The following is an 18,525-nucleotide window of genomic DNA, read 5'->3' on the forward strand; positions in this document are numbered from 1 at the left end:
GCCAATAAACGGCGAACCAAAGCGCTGGCTTTGCTGAAGCAACCGAGATACCATTACCATCAACAACGAAGGGCCATCATATGAACGCAAACTCTTTCACCACAACAGGCAGTGCCATTCGTTCCTGACACCTTTATTAAAAAAAGAACCCGAAAAACAGATAAGTCTGCTTCCCGGGTCTGAACAGAAGGCCCCAGCCAGCGGAACGAATTTGTTCAGATCCGTTCCGGCCACTTCCGTTATAAGCACTTCAGAAAGGCAACCAGGGCCTGCTTTTCCTGTTCCGTCAGATCGGTCTGCAGAACGAGGTTATAAAATTCCACGGTATCCGCCAGCGTCAACAGTCGGCCATCATGGTGATACGGAGGCGAATCTTTAATGCCCCGCAGCGTAAAGGTCTTAATCGGACCATCGGCCATGTTGTACTGACCGGCAATCATTTCCGGTGTGTAGAATCGTTCCAGATGCAGGTCATGCATTTTGTCGTCGAGGTAAAAAGGCGCCGGATGGCATTCGGCACATCGCCCTTTTCCAAAGAAGACTTCCTGACCCTGTAATTCCAATTCGCTCGCTTTTTCAGGAATCAATTTCCCGAAGACATCCAGTTTAGGAGCGGGAGGAAAATCAAACATATTCTGCATCTGTGCCATCATCGCAACGGCGTCACTGCGATCGGGAAGATGTACGCCCTTTTTGGCTGCGATCACATGATCGCCATCGAAATAGGCGGTCCGCTGTTCGAACTCGGAAAAGTCTTCCACACTCCGCAGTGACCGTTTGGAACCATGAATCTGCTGATTGAACATCCCTCGCAGACTGACGGTATCCAGGCGAAAACGGGCTTCCTGCGGACGGGTATCGGGATTTAAATGAAAGGCTGCATTGGTATGACCATTCACATGACAGTCCAGACAGGTTACTCCCAGACTCGCCTCTTTCACTTTGCGGTCTTCCGTCTGGTTAAACTGCTGTTGCGGGAATGGGGTCAGCAACAGCCGCATCCCTTCCATCTGCACGGGAGTCACTTTCCCTTTCAGCAGCTTGTAATAATTCTTAATTGACAGCACCTGTCCCTGTGAGACGTCACCCAGATCGGGACGGCTGGAAAGGAAGATCGGTGGTGGAAATTCGGGTGTCAGGTGATCGGGCAGATCGAAGTCGACATCAAATCGTGACAGGTCGCGGCTTTCCAGCTTCTGAATCGCATCAATCTGCTGCTTGGGAAAGACCTGCCCCCCCACGGGATGTTTCACATGAGGTAAAGGACGAAAGCCAAACGGAAAGGTATTGGTCTCTTTGATGCGTTCAGGAGTGGCCGCGGAGAGCTGTTCCCAGGTAACGCCTTCCGGCAGTTTAACCCGCACCCCCTCCTGAACCGCTTTACGACCCGCTGACATTTTTACATCAGCAGGTTGATCACTCATGTCATATCGCTGCTGGTACAGGTCTTCCTGCTTCTGCATTACTTCCGGTTTCGCCGCAACATCGGCCTGCATGACCTCTTCAAACGGTTTGTCTTTAACAACAGGCATATAAGTCTGGTCGGGCAGTTTCGGCTTTGCCTTGTCTGCTTCCTGTGACTTGAGCGCGGGTGCAAAAGAGGTGACCAGCACCCCGGTGATCAAACTGAGCATCAATAGTCTACTCAATCGAGTACGTCGCATTGTTTTGTTCCTTTTTCCTGGCGATTTATCTGTTAATGCTGATTCCACAATCGCCCCTCCCCGTTCGGTAAGTTGAACCAACGGGCGCAGAGCTGACTGACCCGAGAATTCCTCAAGCAGAGACAATCGTTTTACTGTCGTGGCAGCTTGAGGTAAGAGCAGATGGTATGCCAAACTGAGAGAGGGCGCACCGGAAACAGCAGACACAGCCATCTGCAGCATGCTATTGTATGAAAATAATTCGCAGGCCAGACAGCGAATATTACCTCTGGAACGATAGGGGAATCCCCGATGCGGAAGATTTCCGAGCAGTGTGGCTGTTTTCAAGCCAGCGCTGCGCAGTTCGCGCGAACAGAAAACAAAATAGTTATCTGAGCTTCAATGGAGCCGGAGCGGGGAGCGTCAGTGATTGTTTCCCTGCTTCCGTCAGTGGGACAATCTGAATGGCGTTGAACATGGAATAACCGCTGGGGCCGCGATGGCTGATGAGCGTCACCTCTTCCCCCGCCCGCTTTCTGAAGTTAAAACTCACATACTGCAGACCTTCACGGTAAGGCTGCGTGCGATAATTCCAGGTGCCATCGTTGGCGGTCGCTTTTTTACCGATCACTCGCGGGCCGACTTTCAGTTCGATCTCCGCATTTTGATCCGGCGCATCGCCATGGGCAAAGACATAGATTTTGTACTTACCCGCCGGGAGGTCCAGCACTTTTGTTTCCAGGTCCACACAGCGACAGTTGTGATAAATATAGCCCTGAAAAATCCCGCTTTGCCCTTGAATACCCCACTCACCATCATGACGTGTCACACGCAACCGCGCCGTGCTGGGAGTCGCGTCGCTATATCGCATGTAGTCGACGGCGGTCGTACCAATATCGACCGAATTCCAGACATCACTGGGACGCCCGACAATGCCATCGTAATTTCCAATTCCCGGATCATGGGCAAACACAACATTCAATGAGCGTACTGCTGGCCGGTTTAAATTCTGAACCAGATCAGGACGATCGCCATTTTTAAAAGGTTCCTGAGTAGGAGCGACGGGAATCGACTTCAATTCATTTCGTTTTGGCGCTGCGGGCAGTGACTCCTGGCGGGACTGTCGCTGATGCAGTTGTGGAACCTGTGCATTCAGAGGCGTTGCAGAAGTCGGCTTTGCAGGTACGGAGATCTTCTCGTCTTGTTTTCCTGGCGGATTGGCCTGCGAAGATTGCCTGAGCGACTCCGCCCGAGACTCCTGCTCGCCACTTTGAGTGGTCTCGGTCTGTTGTGCCCAGGCCGTTCCGCTGAACGCCACCTGCAAGACTCCCAGCACACCGGTCAGACAGATGAAGGTCATCGCCAATGCAACCATCGTCCGCACGCGGACCGGACGTCGATCCTGAGTTTCCAGTAGAATCGCCTGCAGTCGCTCGGTAAACCCGTTGCGCGATGCCATCGAGACAGCCAGGTACTTCATCCTGCGACCTGCCTGAATACGCGAGACCACCTGCAGCAACTGGTCGGCGTAGTCAGACGCCCGGGTTCCATTTTCTAAAACGATATCATCACAGGCACATTCCCGTTCGAAATGCACAGAGCGGGCGGCGAACCAGACCAGCGGGTTGAACCAGTAGACCGCGCAAGTCAGTTGCACAAACAGTTGCAGCAGGCAATCGCGACGGGAAACATGCGCCAGCTCATGCAGCAGCGCAACACGGATTTCCTCATCCGACCACTGCTCTGCCTCGCGTGGCAGCAGGATTGAAGCACGCAACATGCCCCACGTCATCGGCATCGTCCATTCTTCTTTCACGTATAAGCTCACAGCTTGAGAACACCCCAGCGCTTCGCGGCAGGTCTGCAGCAGTTCAAACAGGCGTCCTTCCGAAACCATTTCACACTGCCCACGGACAGACCAGAGTCGAAGCGACATCACCACCAGTCGCAGAAGCATCAACGCCACTCCCAATATCCAGATCTGGCTCAACCCCTGCATTGCCTGCGACAGGAAAGTTGATGATGAATCGAAACTACGGTTTTGAACATTGTTCTGATCCGCGTATGCCGCATCAGTCAATCCCCGTGGTTCGCTGGCTGAAAGACTTACGGGCGTTGAGAGTGCCTTGTTCATTACAGGCACCTCTGTCGGCATTGTTTTGACAGGGTTTACAACATTCACCTGCTGCCGGCAAGGAGCTTCCCTCGTCCATTTCGGCAGACTGGCATTGAACACAGGTAAAGCAAGTACCGCAAGGAGTGCAAAGTTCCAGACAGAGTGCCGCACGGACGCGCTCGCATGTTGCAGCAGGCGCGTGATGATGACAGCAGTCACCAGAATGACCGTCGACTTAATCAGCAGGTCCAGCAGAAAATCGGGCTGCCCGACCAACGCAATGAAATTCAATTTCATGTCCATCGCTTAATTTCCCTTTTCTCGCGCTGCTTTGATTAGTTTGACCATCTCACGTAATTCGTCGTCGGTCAGTGTATCGTCGTCACTGGTCAGTTGCGCCGCTAAAGCCTGTTTGAACGAACCATCAAAGAAGGTCTGAACCACATGCTTCAACGCTTTTGTCCCTTCGGGCCGCCTTGGCGACGTCGGGGAATACACAAACTCGCGTCCCCGCTTATGCCGACTCACGATGGACTTTTCCATCAGAATACGGAGCATGGTGCGAATCGCGGTCGGCGTCGGCGGGTTGGGCAGATCACTCTGGATCTCGAGCACGGTCGCTTCCCCGCGCGAATAAATCGAATCCATGATCTGGCGTTCCCGCCTGCTGAGCTCGATGTGCTGTGACATTTCCCGTTCCCTGTATACACTTCAAAACTGATACGCTAAATTATTAGCGTTTCCCGGGGGACTGTCAATACGAAAAGCTAATTTATTAGCGAATGAGGTACAGAGCTATGATGGCTACGAGATTCTGTCTTGTGTCTCTGCACCGTGAGTCTCGTCTGAAATCAACATCTTCTGCTGCAATTTTTGGTGCCTCGGTTCGCGTCAAGTCACACTCCCAGATAGCTTGCACTTACAGGCCAAACGAGACTTCACTTTACCCTGGCTCGAATCCGAGTTGAGAAAATGAATGTGCCCCTGACGTTCTCACGAACACCACTTTCAAGGTTTCTTCTCATCTTCTTTGAGTTCGGTGACCGTTCCATCTTCCTTGAGGAAGACCTTAGTTCCTGACGGGAATTCCAGTTTCGTGAAAACGTCTTCAGGCAGTTGCTGCAGGTCAAGTGAGATGCTGGTGATATGGAAATTTGCCCGCCAGGAAAGCTGCTGTTTCCCTTCCCATTTCATCATAAATGAATTGTATCGGTCGGTGTGAAACCTGATGGGTAACCAGACTCCGGGTTGGACTTCGCGCCAATCATCGACCGTCGATTCCGCAATAGGCGACTCTTTTGACCAGCGGTACGTATAACTCAAATTCCGCACAGGCAGCAGATTTCTGTCCACAGCCAGCCAGAGTTCCCAGCCGTTATGGCGGGTTCCGTTGGAGAGAATGACATCGATCAGCACTCTCTTACATTTGAGCCCCTGAAACTCACGATCTTCTAATAGCTGAGTTTCAATTTTCGAACCGGGAGCAACATACGAGGGGTTCGGGTATGCCAATACCGCCTGACTCCCTTTCATATATATGGAGAGAGGAACCTTGGGTGCCCCACTACTGAGCAGATACATATGCGGTCGGGCCAGGTTCGTCAGGCTCGGGTGCTCATCCGAAACCTGCCCCTTGTTCTGAGCTTGATTTTGTTTCGCGTTCTCTGGAGTCTCTATAAGTTGCTTCCGCAGACTGCGAAACGTGGTTCCGTCAAATACCAGAAGCGATTCCGACTCACTGTATCTGCTTTTAGGACCGTTCTTCGGGATTTTGACTGCCCCGATATATCCCACTTTTAAACGCCCTTTGGATTTCTTTTCCAGTCGAAATTTCTGTCCCTGCAGAGTGAGTGAATAGTCCCACTGTTTTCGAATCTGCTGATCCGGGTCGGCCGCTTTGGGATAATCCTCGTAAACGCGTGTCATCTTGAGCTGCTGGTCTACATAGAACTTCTCATTGCGTTCGATCGCGCGAATCAAATCCTGCAACGTCTCGATCTGCAGTTTCCCGGATGCAGTTTCCTTCGACTCGCTCTGCGCCAGTTGCTTATCTGGTTCCGCTCGAATGGCAGAGACGTAGAATGCGTTGACTGTGATCAGTATCAGAAGGGAGAGTGATAAGGAATTTCTCTTCAGATTTTTCTGTAACAGCACAATGATTCTCCTGGTGACTCAATGAGAAACTAAGTCCAACTGCTTTAATTCAGCATTCTTCAATCTTTCGCATCCTGCTCGGGAATGATTTTCAGTTTCGCCAGCCATTCCAGTGACTGCTTCTGCCAGGCGTCCCACATCGGGCCTTTGTAGCCGTTCAGTCCGTGACCGCCGGAAGGAAGTTCCAGCAGCTTGGAAGGAATCTTCTGCGACTGCAAAGCAGCGTACAGATCCTGGCTGTTTTTGATGGGCACGGGTTTATCGTCGACGGCATGCGCCAGGAAGATCGGCGGCGTCTGTTTGGTCACCTGCTTTTCGTTGGAGAACAGTTTCACCAGTTCCGGCGTCGGATTGGTTCCCAGCAGGTTTTTACGCGAGCCCCCATGCGTACTTTCTCCCATTGTCACGACGGGATAGACCAGGATGGCAAAATCGGGACGACTGCTTTCACGATCGATGAGTTCTTTCGCCTGGGGATTCCCCTTGTCAAAATGGGTCGCCGCTGTGGAAGCCAGATGACCGCCGGCGGAAAAGCCCATGATGCCGATCCGATCGGGATCGATGTCCCAGCGTTTGGCGTTCGCTCGTACCATACGAATCGCCCGTTGCGCATCCATTAAAGGCACATACGTGCGACCGTGGGGCATCCGGTATTCCAGCACGATGCCGGTAATCCCGTGCTGATTGAGCCACTTGGCAATGCCGTGCCCTTCTCCGCCGGTCACCAGTCGCTGATAACCGCCGCCCGGACAAATTACAATCGCGGCACCGTTCCCTTTCGCCGGTCGGTGCACGGTGATTTTGGTGTCTTCTTTTTTGAAGTGCTCCTTGTCAATCGGTGCATGACCGTTCCACAACATCAACTCTTCAGGAGCAGGACTCTCAGCGACTGTCGAAACAGAAACTGTTGGTGGAACGAGCAATGCGGACAAGACCTGTGCGTAAACGCGATGTCCGAAATCATTTGGATGGTTCACCCCGTTACCGGTCAGATCCCAGTCCTGCTTCTCCTTGAGAAACTCCGTCCAGATCGAAGTCATATCGGCCAGCGCGACTCCCGGTTTGCAGAGTTCCGCCAATGCATCACGGTACTGGGGAAACAGTTCATGCTTGAGCCGCACCCAGTCCTTGTTACCCAGCATGGGGGCGACCAGAATGAATTCGGTTTCCGGCAGTTTCTTACGAACCTCTTCCATCAGGGCTTTCGTATTGGCCTGATATTCTTTTGCAGAGCGACCCGCGGAATCATTCATGCCAAACGCGATGATCACCAGATCGGGCTTCGGTTCCACCACCTGATCCACTTCCGTCAACGCCCAGCGTGTGTCTTTGCCTCCCACCGAAGGATTCGTCACATTGACTTTTGTCTTATACAGATGTTCCAGGTGCTGCTGCAGCAGTTCCAGAAATGCCGGCTGAAACGGCGCCGCCCCTGCCCAGCCAGAGGCATTACAGCCGGTGGAGATACTGTCCCCCATTAATACGATGGAAACCGGTTTGTTTTGGCGCAGCTTGCTTATCGTGCGCGGCAGCATTTTTTCATCAAAGGTCGGTACGATTTTCTGCCAGTCGACTGGTGCATGATGAGTGTAGGTGACGCAGGTCTGCATGTTGTGATATTCAAGTTTTCCTCCAAAGAAGATCTCGCCATTCCCGTCCCGGTGTGTCAGTTTATGTCGCTGTGAATCATCAGGACGACGCAGGTCAGCCGGTGTCTGAGAATTGATTCTTGAATCGGCGGGCAGAATAATTTCATGTGTCCCCGGTTTCCAGCGATAGTCGCGGCCTGCTTCATACGTAACCGTCCCCGCGGAATTGGTCACCTTCAGAACTTTGCCAACGGGAAACAGCACGGATGCTTTTGCTTCTCCGGTTTGTGGATCTTTAATAAACAGCACCGATTCCCCCCGCACCGTATCCCCCTGCCAGAACGGCTGCAACAACTCAGGCTGGTACTTCCAATTTGCCGCAGCATCGGGATCGGCAGCAAACGTGATTCCCGACAGTAACAGGACTCCCACTGTCAGGACAGCACATACACATCTGGATCTGTTGACTTTAAATGCAGAAAAGGAAAACCGACCGTTAATTCGATGAGGACTGTTCACAAAAAACCTCCAATTGAGCTGCCTGGATGAGGATCACGCTGTTACAATAAAACCGACCTGCATTGTACCGCGTTCCATTTTGTTTGTCTGCTGTTGAGAAAAAAATGCCGACAAACGGAAAATCTCATTCCAGATGAGAGACGATCATGCGCAGACGATTTCCAGCCATTTCCATTTTACTGCTGATCCTTCTGATTTCGATCATAACAGTAATAGCCCAGGGCGGCGAGAAACCAACGTCGGAACTGAAACCACCCGAACCCGCTCTGGATAATTCTGACGTGAGATTTGAGGGTAACTTTTTCGGTATGTTTCCCCGTATCTCCCGCCGCGCAGAACAGTTTGCTAAAAAGCTGTCAGCCGACGATATCAACTGGTTGTTGAAAAACCTCAAACATAAAGACCGATTTGTCCTCTGCCATGTCATACTGTTAATGCATTGGGGACCGCCTGCCTCGGAAGATAAAGCGGAACGGTCTCTGAGTGCCTGGTATGGATTGACTGCAGAAATCCCGGCTTCGGGGAAAGTGCGGTATCAACTTTCGGAGCGAGCCAAATTGCACGCACTCTGGACACAGGCTCTGGCAGATCCCAAGTCAAAATTCAAATACGGAAAGGCGGAGCCACTGGATCCACCATTTAAGAGAATAAAGCAAAAGCAGAATTAAATGGAACTACTGCCTGGCTGACCTTGCGGATTTCCAGGCAAAGGACGCTGATGAATTTTTGCTGGTCTCCTCAGAGACGGATAATTCCGACATTTCCAAGTGTCTGGTCTTTCATCGGGAAAGCAGATGTTACACAGTGATAAAAGATTCCGAAGTTGCTCTCGAAGTGATGACCCGTTTGCAAGCCGCCGGTGTGCCTGTGGTCTCTGTGGATGATATCCGGAACTAACGGTTGTACTGTCTGGTCCTGCAAAAACAGGTTATTTACAGTAAAGTATCCGGCATGCCCTGACCATTTCACCTGCAATGCTTTGTACCCATTCCCGTGGTGTGCTTTTGCAGTTTCCTGTTTGTCGTTTCCGCTCCATTTTCAAATCAGGAATTCGCCACAGAAATGACACAAAAACCCGACTGAAGACAGTAACTTTTTGTACCCTTAACTGAGCGGATATTCCTGCATGTTAAGACAAAATTAATCCGCTTTGCATTAGTTTTTCTTGATCTGTTTTGTATAGAATATTGAATACAGGTCCAGACTGAGACTTCACTTGCAGTCTGGCATTCTGTCATCTCTGAACAATTCAAGGAACGACTCTGGGAGTTATTGCATGTCAGGAACAAAAATCGGTTGCCGCAGTCTTCTCAAGCGGCACTGGAAGCTAAGCAGTTGTTGTCTCGCCGTCTTCGCGTTAATTGTCTTCACCAGCCTGCCCGATTCCGAGGCAGCCCCCCGACGAAAATCCGCCGCGAAGAAAGCCGCACCGAAAAAAGCAGAACCGCTCGCCCCACGATTCACAGTCAAATCCAAACCGGTCAGTACAACCAAACTTTCAACAGCCATCAAATCGGCAGAAAAAATCGACAAGCTGGTCGAAGCCAACTATCGTAAATACAAAGTAGAACCCAATCCGATGACGACGGACGAGCAGTTTCTGCGTCGCATCTATCTAGACGTTACCGGCACGATTCCCACTTATCGGGAAACAAAATACTTCCTGGCATCTCGTCACCCCGACAAACGCAAGATGCTGATCGACCGCCTGTTGAACAGTGATGGTTACGCCAGCCACTTTTACAATTACTGGGCCGACGTATTACGGTACACCGACCGACTGAATAACAACGTCGATGGCTCCCCCTATCGTCAGTGGATCAAACAGTCCCTGGCAGAGAACAAGCCCTGGGACAAAATGGTCGATGAAATGATCACCGCGGAAGGCCTGATCTGGGAGAACCCCGCCACCGGTTACATGCAGCGTGATTCCGGCATGCCTCTGGACAACATGAATAATACCGTGCGTATTTTCCTGGGTACCCGCATCGGCTGTGCGCAATGCCACGATCATCCCTTTGATCGCTGGAAGCAGAAAGAATTCTACGAAATGGCGGCCTTCACGTTCGGTTCCTCAACCCGCGCCAATGGACGTGACAAACGCTTCTATACCGGTCAGGACCCCAACAGCCGTCTGCGCAAAGAGTTCGCAGAACTGGACCAGGATGAAAAAGACCGACGCCGTAAACAGGGTCGATTCAATCGCATGATCCGCGTGAACATGATGGTCGTGCACGACAATAACCGAAAGATTCAACTGCCGCACGACTACGCTTACACAGACGCTAAACCCAAATCGGTTGTCGCCCCCAAAACAATCTTCGGCAAACCAGCTGACATCCGCAAAGGGGAAACCCCTCGCCAGGCATTCGCCCGCTGGATGGTTTCGGAGGACAACCCTCGATTTGCTCTCACCATTGCCAATCGTCTCTGGACGCAGGTCTTTGGCCGGGGTCAGATCGAACCTGTCGACGATATGATGGACAGTACCGTCGCAGAAAACCCAGAACTGATGAAATATCTGGAATCAGAAATGAAACGTCTGAATTTCGATATGAAGGAATACCTGCGTATTCTGTTTAACACCCAGACCTACCAGCGACAGGCCTCTACCAAGGATGTCCCGCTGAGTGAATTCTACCACTTCCCCGGTCCGGTTCTGCGTCGCATGACCGCCGAGCAGGCCTGGGATTCCTTCCTCACGATCGCAGTCGTTGATCCCGAAGAATACCGGGAACTGCCTGCAGAAATGGAAACCAAAATCATTTCGGTCGACCTCAACAAAGCCACCGCTCAGGAGGTTCTGGATGCAGACGAAATGAAACGGGAAGAAATCGACCGCACGCGATACAAACGTGAGAAGAAATACAAGTACAAAGGCCAGTTGCTGGCACGTGCTTCTGAACTTCCCTCGCCAGTACCACCCAGCCACTTCCTGCGTACGTTCGGCCAGTCTGACCGTGAGTTGATCTCGGCTTCCTCCGACACGGGCTCCGTGCCACAGGTGCTGTTCATGTTTAATGGGCCGGTCACGCATATGATGCTGGAAAAAGGATCCACGATCTACAACAACGTCATTGAGCAGAAAACCATTAAAGATGGCGTCGATGTCATTTTCATGACCATCCTCAACCGTCGTCCCGACGTGGATGAAGCAAAGATTGCCATGAGTGAAATCGAAACGAATGGACCGGCGGGTTACGGAAACGTGATCTGGTCACTCGTGAATACACGTGAGTTCCTGTTTATTCAATAACACCACTCCGGCTCCCTCCGTCGAATGGCGGGAGCCGTTCATTCAAATTTCAAATAATCCAAATCAATATAAAAGGCATACCGATGAGAGAAATCTATAAAAAACTCGATGGAGTGGGTCGCCGGCAGTTTCTGGAATATGCTGCCAAATCCGCTTTGGGTGTCAGTGTTCTGCCTGTCTTCAACAACATGCTGGAAGCGGCTCCTACTAAAAACAAAGGTCCGAAAGGCAAGCCCGTCAACGGTAAAGCCAAACGCCTGATTTACCTGTATATGGCAGGCGCCATGACACACCTCGATACGTTCGACCTCAAACCGGGTCATAAGAACCAGGGTGAAACCAAAGGCATTAAAACCAGCGTCCCCGGAGCTCAGATCAGTGAGCATCTTCCTACACTGGCAGAAGAATTTGACAAGATGGCCATCATCAATTCCATGTATACCGAAACCGGCGCACATGGCCCTGGTGAATACATGATGCGGACCAGCTACAAAGAAATCGCTTCGACCCGGCACCCCTCCATGGGGCCGTGGATTCAGCGTTTCCGCGGACGTCAGAATAAAAATCTGCCCGACACCGTTCTCATCAGTGCGCCCGCCCGACACCCGAGTTCAGGATTTCTGGACCCTTCTTACAGCCCGCTGCCGATTGGCGACCCCAATCGGGGGCTGGAGAATACAGATACCCCTGGCTACCTGTCTGAAAACACCTTTGAAAAACGTATTGATCTGATCAATAAATTCGACAAAAAGTTTCAGACCAAATTCAAGAATCAAAACGTCCTGGCTTACACGGACTTTTATTCACAGGCTACCAGCCTGCTTTCCAGTGATGAGCTGAAAGCCTTCGACCTGAATGAAGAAAAAGCGGAAGACCGTGATAAATACGGCCGCAACTCGTTCGGTCAGGGATGTATGCTGGCACGTCGCCTGGTTGAGAACAATGTCCGCTGTGTCGAAGTCAACTTTGGTGGCTGGGACATGCACCGTGACATTTACGACGACGGGATTCTTCCCACTCGAACCGGTATTCTGGACAAGGCGCTCGGCAACCTCTTAAAAGACCTGTCTGATCGTGGCCTGCTGGAGGAAACCATGGTGGTACTCACCACAGAATTCGGTCGTACTCCCGTGATTAATCAGAACGGCGGTCGCGACCACCACCCAGGCGTCTTCTCAGCCGCTTTAATGGGTGGCGGTATCAAGGGTGGCCAGTTCTACGGCAAGTCTGACAAGGGTGGACAGAGCGTCGAGGCAGACGGCGTACTGCCAGCCGACTTCAATGCCACGATCGCATCCGCTTTGAACCTGCCTCTGGACAAGGAAATCTTCTCTCCCGATGGTCGACCTTTCAAAGTCGCCCACGATGGGGAAGCAGTCACCAGACTGTTCTAAATCCGAAAAGTTTTCACTGCATCATTCAGAACGGCTTCCTGCAGAGGAAGCCGTTTTTTTATTTTTAGCATCCTTAATAAATATTTGTTCTTCTCTGTGAAAAACCCGGAAAATAGTAGACTCCTAAATTTGAGCCGTCTATGATCAATATGTGCAATCATTGATATGAATTTCGAACGTCCTACCCCATGCAGCAATGATTCACAAAATCAATTAAGTATCCGACCTTGAGTCCCGCCAGTTTTTCCTCAAAACCGCAGTCTGAGAAAGACGATGATGATACTAGTGATCCCTCAAACCTGTAGTCACAGGTGCTCAACACGAAGCAAGCACGCCAACAAGCATGCAGAACACTTCCAGGCAACATGTCATTCCAGGTCTGACAAGAGACTGCCCCAGCGCTACTCACGATGGTTTCTGGTCTTCCTGTCGCTGACACTCTGTTGCTCCCTGGCGCACGCCGAAGACAACTGGCTGCAGCTAAAAGGAGACAGCCAGCGTTCCGGCAATGCGGCTGCAATCTCAATTCAACCCCCTCTCTCCCTGGCCGCAGCCGTCCCCTTAACTGATGGCATCTATACTTCGCCCGTCGTCAGCCAGGGAAACGTCTTCGTCATTGATGGCGCAGGCGTCGTCTTTGCAATCGAAGGGCAGACCGGTAAAGTAATCTGGAAACACGCCACCAAGGGGGGGCCAGGCAACTGCAATAATGTCGCCTCCCCCGCCATCATTGACAACTACCTCCACGTCGGCACCGCCGCCGGCTACTATTATGTATTCGATCTCAAATCGGGCGCCGTCATTAAAGAACTGGACTGCCGGGAACCGATCTTTTCTGCCCCACTTGTCAACAAAGGCCGCGTCTATTTCGCCACCCTCGGTGCCCAGGTTTATGCCATTGAGCCCGCAGGTGAAGTCGCCTGGACCTGGGACTTTGTCAAAGAAGTCGTCGACTTCGATGGCAATCGCTGGAGCGGCGCGGACTGGTTGAAACACCGCAAAGATCGCGTGACCTGGCGGGACCACTTTGTCTGTTCTCGTGATATCTGTCTGGCCGGTGATTCCCTCGTAATACCAGCCGGCGGTCGTACGGTCTTCCTGAAAGATACGGGCGCAGCGCCAGAGCTACAGGTCGTCGGAGAGATCCCCAAGTATGCCGGTTCTGAGTTCCCCGCCACCTTCGGTCAAAGCGCTGATGCCGCCGGCAATGTCTTCGTTCAATGGCATCGTCGCGACAACGCAGGTCGTGTCGAAGTCATGCGACTGGACGGCGACAAAATCCAGGCGGATTATATCAAAGGCACACAAACTTCCATCCGCGATCCCGGCCTGCTCGGCTTTGCCTCGGTCAGTATCCGCGGCAACGATGTCTTTCGCGTTCGTCCCGAAGCCGGCCTGGGTTTATGTCGTCATACAATCGACTCTGAAACAACCGATGTTCTCTGTGAAGCTCCGTCCGTCTGCCCCCCGGTCCTGACTGAAAACCACATCATCTATGGCGGTCTGGACGGCGTGCTGTATGTCGTTTCGCTCTCCGATAAGAAGACCACCGAATTCAAGACCGCCTTCAACGCTCCCATAACCGCGTCCGTCGCGATTGCCGATCAGAAAATCTATGTTCCCTGTGAAGACGGTTACCTCTACATCCTGAATGCCGACGGTTCCAAGCCCCAGACGCAAACTACGCTGCCGCAGCAGGATCTGGCGATCTGGAAAATTCGAAACCCCATCACCGGCCCCCTCGCCAAACCCGAATTCGACTGGTACACCAACTACGGTGATTTCGGGGGCACGAACGCCAATGCCCAGGGGTTGAAACCACCTCTGCGAATGCGGTGGGCACGTCGCCTGGAAGGTACCGTCAAACATCTACCCGTCTGTGGCGGCGGTCGTCTTTATACGCATACTGCGGAAGGACAGATCATCGCTGTCGAACAGGATACCGGCCGCTTGCTCTGGCGACGCTATTGGCCCGACGTTTATCTCTCGTTTACTTCCCCGCTTTACATCAATGGTAAACTGCTGATCCCCCAGGCTGGCATCAAGAAGTCGGTCATGCGCTGTCTGGATGCTGCGACAGGAGATCTACTCTGGGAAGCCCCCTTCACCGGTTCTCCCAGTTGGAGTCGACAGTTTCCTCCTGTCGTCGCAGGCAACATCGCCATCTACGCCTCCGGTTCCGGTGAATATGCGGCTCAGGGGACGGAGAAAGCCTTCACCTTTGGAGGTAAGCCGGCCGTCAAAGAAGATGGACGCGAAGTGATGAGCTGGATTTACTCCAACGACAATCCCTACTACCCCCGGGATCACCGCCCACGGATCTGGGCCTGGGATCTGGATACAGGCAAAGTCGTCTGGGAGAAAGATTTTTCCGACTATGGTCGCGGCGGCAATGATTGTGGTATCGCCATTCTGGACGGCAAACTGTATTACTCTACTTTCTTCGGCTATGCCAGCAGCCAGCGCAAACGCCGCGGATTACCCGTCGAAAATAACGGAATCACCGCTTGCCTCGACCCTAAAACAGGGGACGTCATCTGGCTGACCAACAAATATTATGTCACGTCCAAATGCACGCTCAGTGCCCGCGACGGACGAATTTACATAGGCGGTTATAACCGTGCGAATGAGGACACACAGGACCGATTTGTCTGGTGTCTCGACGCGAAAGACGGTTCCCTGGTCTGGCAATCCGACGCCGTTACATCGGCTTTGAATGTCGTCACCGTCGGCAAGGATTATATCTTTTCCAATGCACTCCGCGGTAAAGGCAATGTGTTTGATCACAAAACAGGCAAAGTCCTGAACAGTATCGGCCATAACTATGCCTGCTGCCGGTTTACTCTCTCAGAGCCTTATGTTCTGGGCGCCAATATGGATATGATTGATCTCTCAGACGACGGCAAGCTGGTTTCCACCGGCCCCGCGATTGACTCGCGCGAGTGTCTGGGAGCCGTGGTTTCCAACGGCCGGATTTTTTATACATCCCAGGCCAGCGGCTTTATCGTCTCTCAGACCTATGGGGAAGCTTCGAAAAAACTGCCTGCAGTCTGGGAACGCCCCTGATTAAAAAAGTTTTCAAATCGCAAGTTGACTATTTCAAAGGTTAAGAAACAATGAAGTGACGTCGCCGTGTATCCCGAGATTTTTTGGCCCTTAGGTTTGCACTGCTGTTTCACACATTTTAAAATTCACCGATACGTTAGTATTAACGTATCATCTGCATCCCGCAGAACACTTTTGTCACGTATAGGAATTTGAGGAGAAATAAATGAAAAGACTGCTTACACTTTCAGTCGCGTTGATGTTCGTTGCAGCCAGCTCATTCAGCTCAGCAGCCGAATTGAAATCTGGAATCGAAGTTGGCGGAAAACCAGCTCCTTACACAGTCAATGATTGTACCGGCCCCAACGCTGGTAAATCCCTCTGCTATCGCTGCAGCTATGGCAAACGACCTGTTGTGAATATTTTCACGCGGGATATGAATGACAACGTTCAGGATCTGATCACTCAAATCGATGCCAAGGTCGGCCAAAACCGGGACCAGAAAATGGCTGCTTTCGTCGTGCACCTGACAGACGATGCTGACAAATCCAGCACTGAACTGAAAAAAGTCGCTGACAGCAAGAAAATCAAGAACACACCGCTGACCAACTACGAAGGCGAAGCTGGTCCTTCTGCCTACAAAATTTCCAAAGACGCTGACATCACCGTGCTGATGTGGGTCGATGGACAGGTGAAGGTCAATCACGCTTTCAAGAAAAGTGACCTTTCCAAGGACAAAATCAATCAGATCGTGAAAGAGACTTCCAAGATCTTAAACTAACGATCGATGAGATTACTTTTCAAGTATGAATCGACCCCGCTTACCCTGACCGGTGAGCGGGGTTTCTACTTCCCGCCCGAAATGTCCCAGACGAATCTACACATTACCAAAAGGGGTTTGCATGTCTCTCAGTGTCAGGTCCGTTCGTTCCACTCTACTGCTGGCGATCATCCTGGTTTCGAGCCTGGTCTTTCTCATACGGTCTGCATCCGCCGGCCAGTCAAACAGCCTGCTTGACATATCCACCGATGGGAAACTGCTGGCCTGCTCGAACAGAGACAGTGGCTCAGTCACAATCGTCGATTTGAAAACCAATCAGAAACTCCACGAAATCAAAGTCGGTAAACACCCCGAAGGGGTCACCTTCGTGGGAGACAGCCATCAGGTTGCCACCGCCGTCTATGATGAAGACCGGATTGTCTTCCTCAACGCTGATACCGGCAAACAGACCGGCGAGACCAAAGTTTTCGATGAACCCTATGGCGTCGTCTCCACAACGGACGGCAAACATATTTTCGTCACGCTCGACTATCCCGGTCGCATTGTTGAGATCGACCCCGCGACAAAAAAAGTCGTCCGCGAGTTCTCATCCGGAAAGCATCTGAGAGGCATCGCCGTCTCCAATGATAACCAAAGCCTGTTTACGACCGAATACTATTCGGCCCTGGTCCGCCAGGTGGATGTCAAAACGGGAAAGACCGTCGATGAATGGCCCGGCGGCAGTACCGATAACCTCTCGCGACAAATCACGCTGCACCCCCGTCGCGCCAAAGCTTATCTGCCCCATATTCGCTCACGCATCACTGTCGCTCACGGGGCCGGTTCGATCTTCCCGATCATTTCCATCGTCGATACCAAACCCGGCGAAGGAAAACGACGTCGTAAAATCCCTATGGACTCGTTCCGTGGTGCCCGCGTCACCTGTAATCCCTGGGATACTGCCATTACACCTGATGGTAAAACGTTCTTTGTCGTCTTCGCCGGAACCGATGATCTCTATGTCAGCAATGTGATTGACGACGACTATCGCGAACTCACCTTCCGAGGCTCACTCAATGTCGGTGCCAACCCCCGCGGTGTACGCGTCTCTCCTGATGGAAATACATTTTATGTTTACAACGCACTCGACTTCGAAATCGTCGCTTATGACACGCACTCACTCAGTCGCCTGGCTACGATCAAAGTCACTGAAAACCCTTTAAGCGAGGAAGTCCTGCTGGGCAAGCGACTGTTCTATACGGCGCTGCAACCCATGACGAGTCGCCTGTGGATCTCCTGTGCCAGCTGTCATCCCGACGGGCAATCCGATGGTAAAACCTGGCATAACCCGGAAGGGCTGAGAAACACCCAGTCATTGGCCGGCATGGCCTGGACCCACCCGATTCACTGGTCGGCAGACCGCGATGAAGTCCAGGACTTCGAACACACCATCCGTGGTCCGCTGATGCAAGGCAAAGGCCTTGCACGCGGCAGAATTTATGAATCACTGGATAAACCGAACAGTGGCCTGTCACAGGCACTCGATGCCATGGCCGCTTATTCCAATACCCACGACTTCACGCTCAGCCCGTATGCAAAACAAGGTCTATCGCCCGCCGCAAAGCGCGGACGCCAGCTGTTTTTCTCAAAGCAGACCCAGTGTGCCACCTGCCACTCAGGTCCCTTCCTGACTGATTCGGTTCCCTCCGAAACGATCACGCGGCACAACGTTGGTACCGCCGTCGATAATCCGGGTGAAAAAATGGGACCCGAATATGACACCCCCACACTGTTAGGCGTCTACCGCACTGCTCCCTATCTGTCTCACGGCAAAGCACAGACACTCGATGAAGTCTTAACCACTTATAACCATGATGATCAACATGGCAAAACCAGCCAGCTTTCCCAACAGGAACGTGCCGACCTGATAGAGTTCCTGAAGGCACTCCCCTACGAAGACCCGATACCACAGGCCAAAGCCGCCGGTCTGGTCAGAATCACGAAATAACATACTGCGTTTGAAACCTAACACCTGGATAATTTTGAATC

Annotated in this window: 11 protein-coding genes; 6 read left to right on the top strand and 5 right to left on the bottom strand. The window is 52.0% G+C overall.

What is annotated here, in order from left to right; genetic code table 11:
* Window positions 1-239: 239 nt before the first annotated feature.
* From ACN0YH_RS26085 to ACN0YH_RS26105, 5 genes are all read right to left on the bottom strand, one after another.
* Window positions 240-1,664: a cytochrome B6 gene (locus ACN0YH_RS26085; protein ID WP_417382537.1), complete on the bottom strand. Its 1,425-nt coding sequence runs from the start codon at window positions 1,662-1,664 to the stop codon at window positions 240-242.
* Window positions 1,665-2,031: 367 nt separating this feature from the next.
* Complete coding sequence (locus ACN0YH_RS26090) at window positions 2,032-4,062, bottom strand: M56 family metallopeptidase (RefSeq protein WP_417382538.1); 2,031 nt, start codon at window positions 4,060-4,062, stop codon at window positions 2,032-2,034.
* Window positions 4,063-4,065: 3 nt separating this feature from the next.
* The gene (locus tag ACN0YH_RS26095) at window positions 4,066-4,449 is read right to left on the bottom strand and encodes a BlaI/MecI/CopY family transcriptional regulator (protein ID WP_417382539.1); all 384 of its coding nucleotides are present in this window, start codon (window positions 4,447-4,449) and stop codon (window positions 4,066-4,068) included.
* A gap of 318 nt (window positions 4,450-4,767) precedes the next feature.
* Window positions 4,768-5,913, bottom strand: a complete 1,146-nt coding sequence (locus tag ACN0YH_RS26100) for a hypothetical protein (protein WP_417382540.1) — start codon at window positions 5,911-5,913, stop codon at window positions 4,768-4,770.
* Between the two features lie 59 nt (window positions 5,914-5,972).
* Window positions 5,973-8,021 (bottom strand): GDSL-type esterase/lipase family protein, encoded by a 2,049-nt coding sequence (locus tag ACN0YH_RS26105; RefSeq protein WP_417382541.1) that lies wholly within the window; start codon window positions 8,019-8,021, stop codon window positions 5,973-5,975.
* 146 nt (window positions 8,022-8,167) lie between these two features.
* Between ACN0YH_RS26105 and ACN0YH_RS26110 the strand changes: the two genes are divergently transcribed.
* The 6 genes from ACN0YH_RS26110 to ACN0YH_RS26135 all read left to right on the top strand — a co-directional run bounded on the left by ACN0YH_RS26110 (window position 8,168) and on the right by ACN0YH_RS26135 (window position 18,484).
* Window positions 8,168-8,689: a hypothetical protein gene (locus ACN0YH_RS26110; protein WP_417382542.1), complete on the top strand. Its 522-nt coding sequence runs from the start codon at window positions 8,168-8,170 to the stop codon at window positions 8,687-8,689.
* A gap of 608 nt (window positions 8,690-9,297) precedes the next feature.
* Window positions 9,298-11,277 (top strand): DUF1549 domain-containing protein, encoded by a 1,980-nt coding sequence (locus ACN0YH_RS26115; RefSeq protein WP_417382543.1) that lies wholly within the window; start codon window positions 9,298-9,300, stop codon window positions 11,275-11,277.
* A gap of 83 nt (window positions 11,278-11,360) precedes the next feature.
* Window positions 11,361-12,671 carry a DUF1501 domain-containing protein gene (locus tag ACN0YH_RS26120; protein WP_417382544.1) on the top strand — a complete coding sequence of 437 codons (1,311 nt, stop codon included), beginning with the start codon at window positions 11,361-11,363 and terminating at the stop codon, window positions 12,669-12,671.
* Between the two features lie 273 nt (window positions 12,672-12,944).
* Window positions 12,945-15,737, top strand: a complete 2,793-nt coding sequence (locus tag ACN0YH_RS26125; RefSeq protein ID WP_417382545.1) for a PQQ-binding-like beta-propeller repeat protein — start codon at window positions 12,945-12,947, stop codon at window positions 15,735-15,737.
* Between the two features lie 205 nt (window positions 15,738-15,942).
* Complete coding sequence (locus ACN0YH_RS26130; RefSeq protein ID WP_417382546.1) at window positions 15,943-16,497, top strand: hypothetical protein; 555 nt, start codon at window positions 15,943-15,945, stop codon at window positions 16,495-16,497.
* A 121-nt stretch (window positions 16,498-16,618) separates the two neighbouring features.
* Complete coding sequence (locus ACN0YH_RS26135; protein ID WP_417382547.1) at window positions 16,619-18,484, top strand: beta-propeller fold lactonase family protein; 1,866 nt, start codon at window positions 16,619-16,621, stop codon at window positions 18,482-18,484.
* The last annotated feature ends 41 nt before the right edge of the window (window positions 18,485-18,525 follow it).

Source organism: Gimesia sp. (assembly GCF_048262075.1).
In the GTDB taxonomy this organism is placed as follows: Bacteria; Planctomycetota; Planctomycetia; order Planctomycetales; family Planctomycetaceae; genus Gimesia.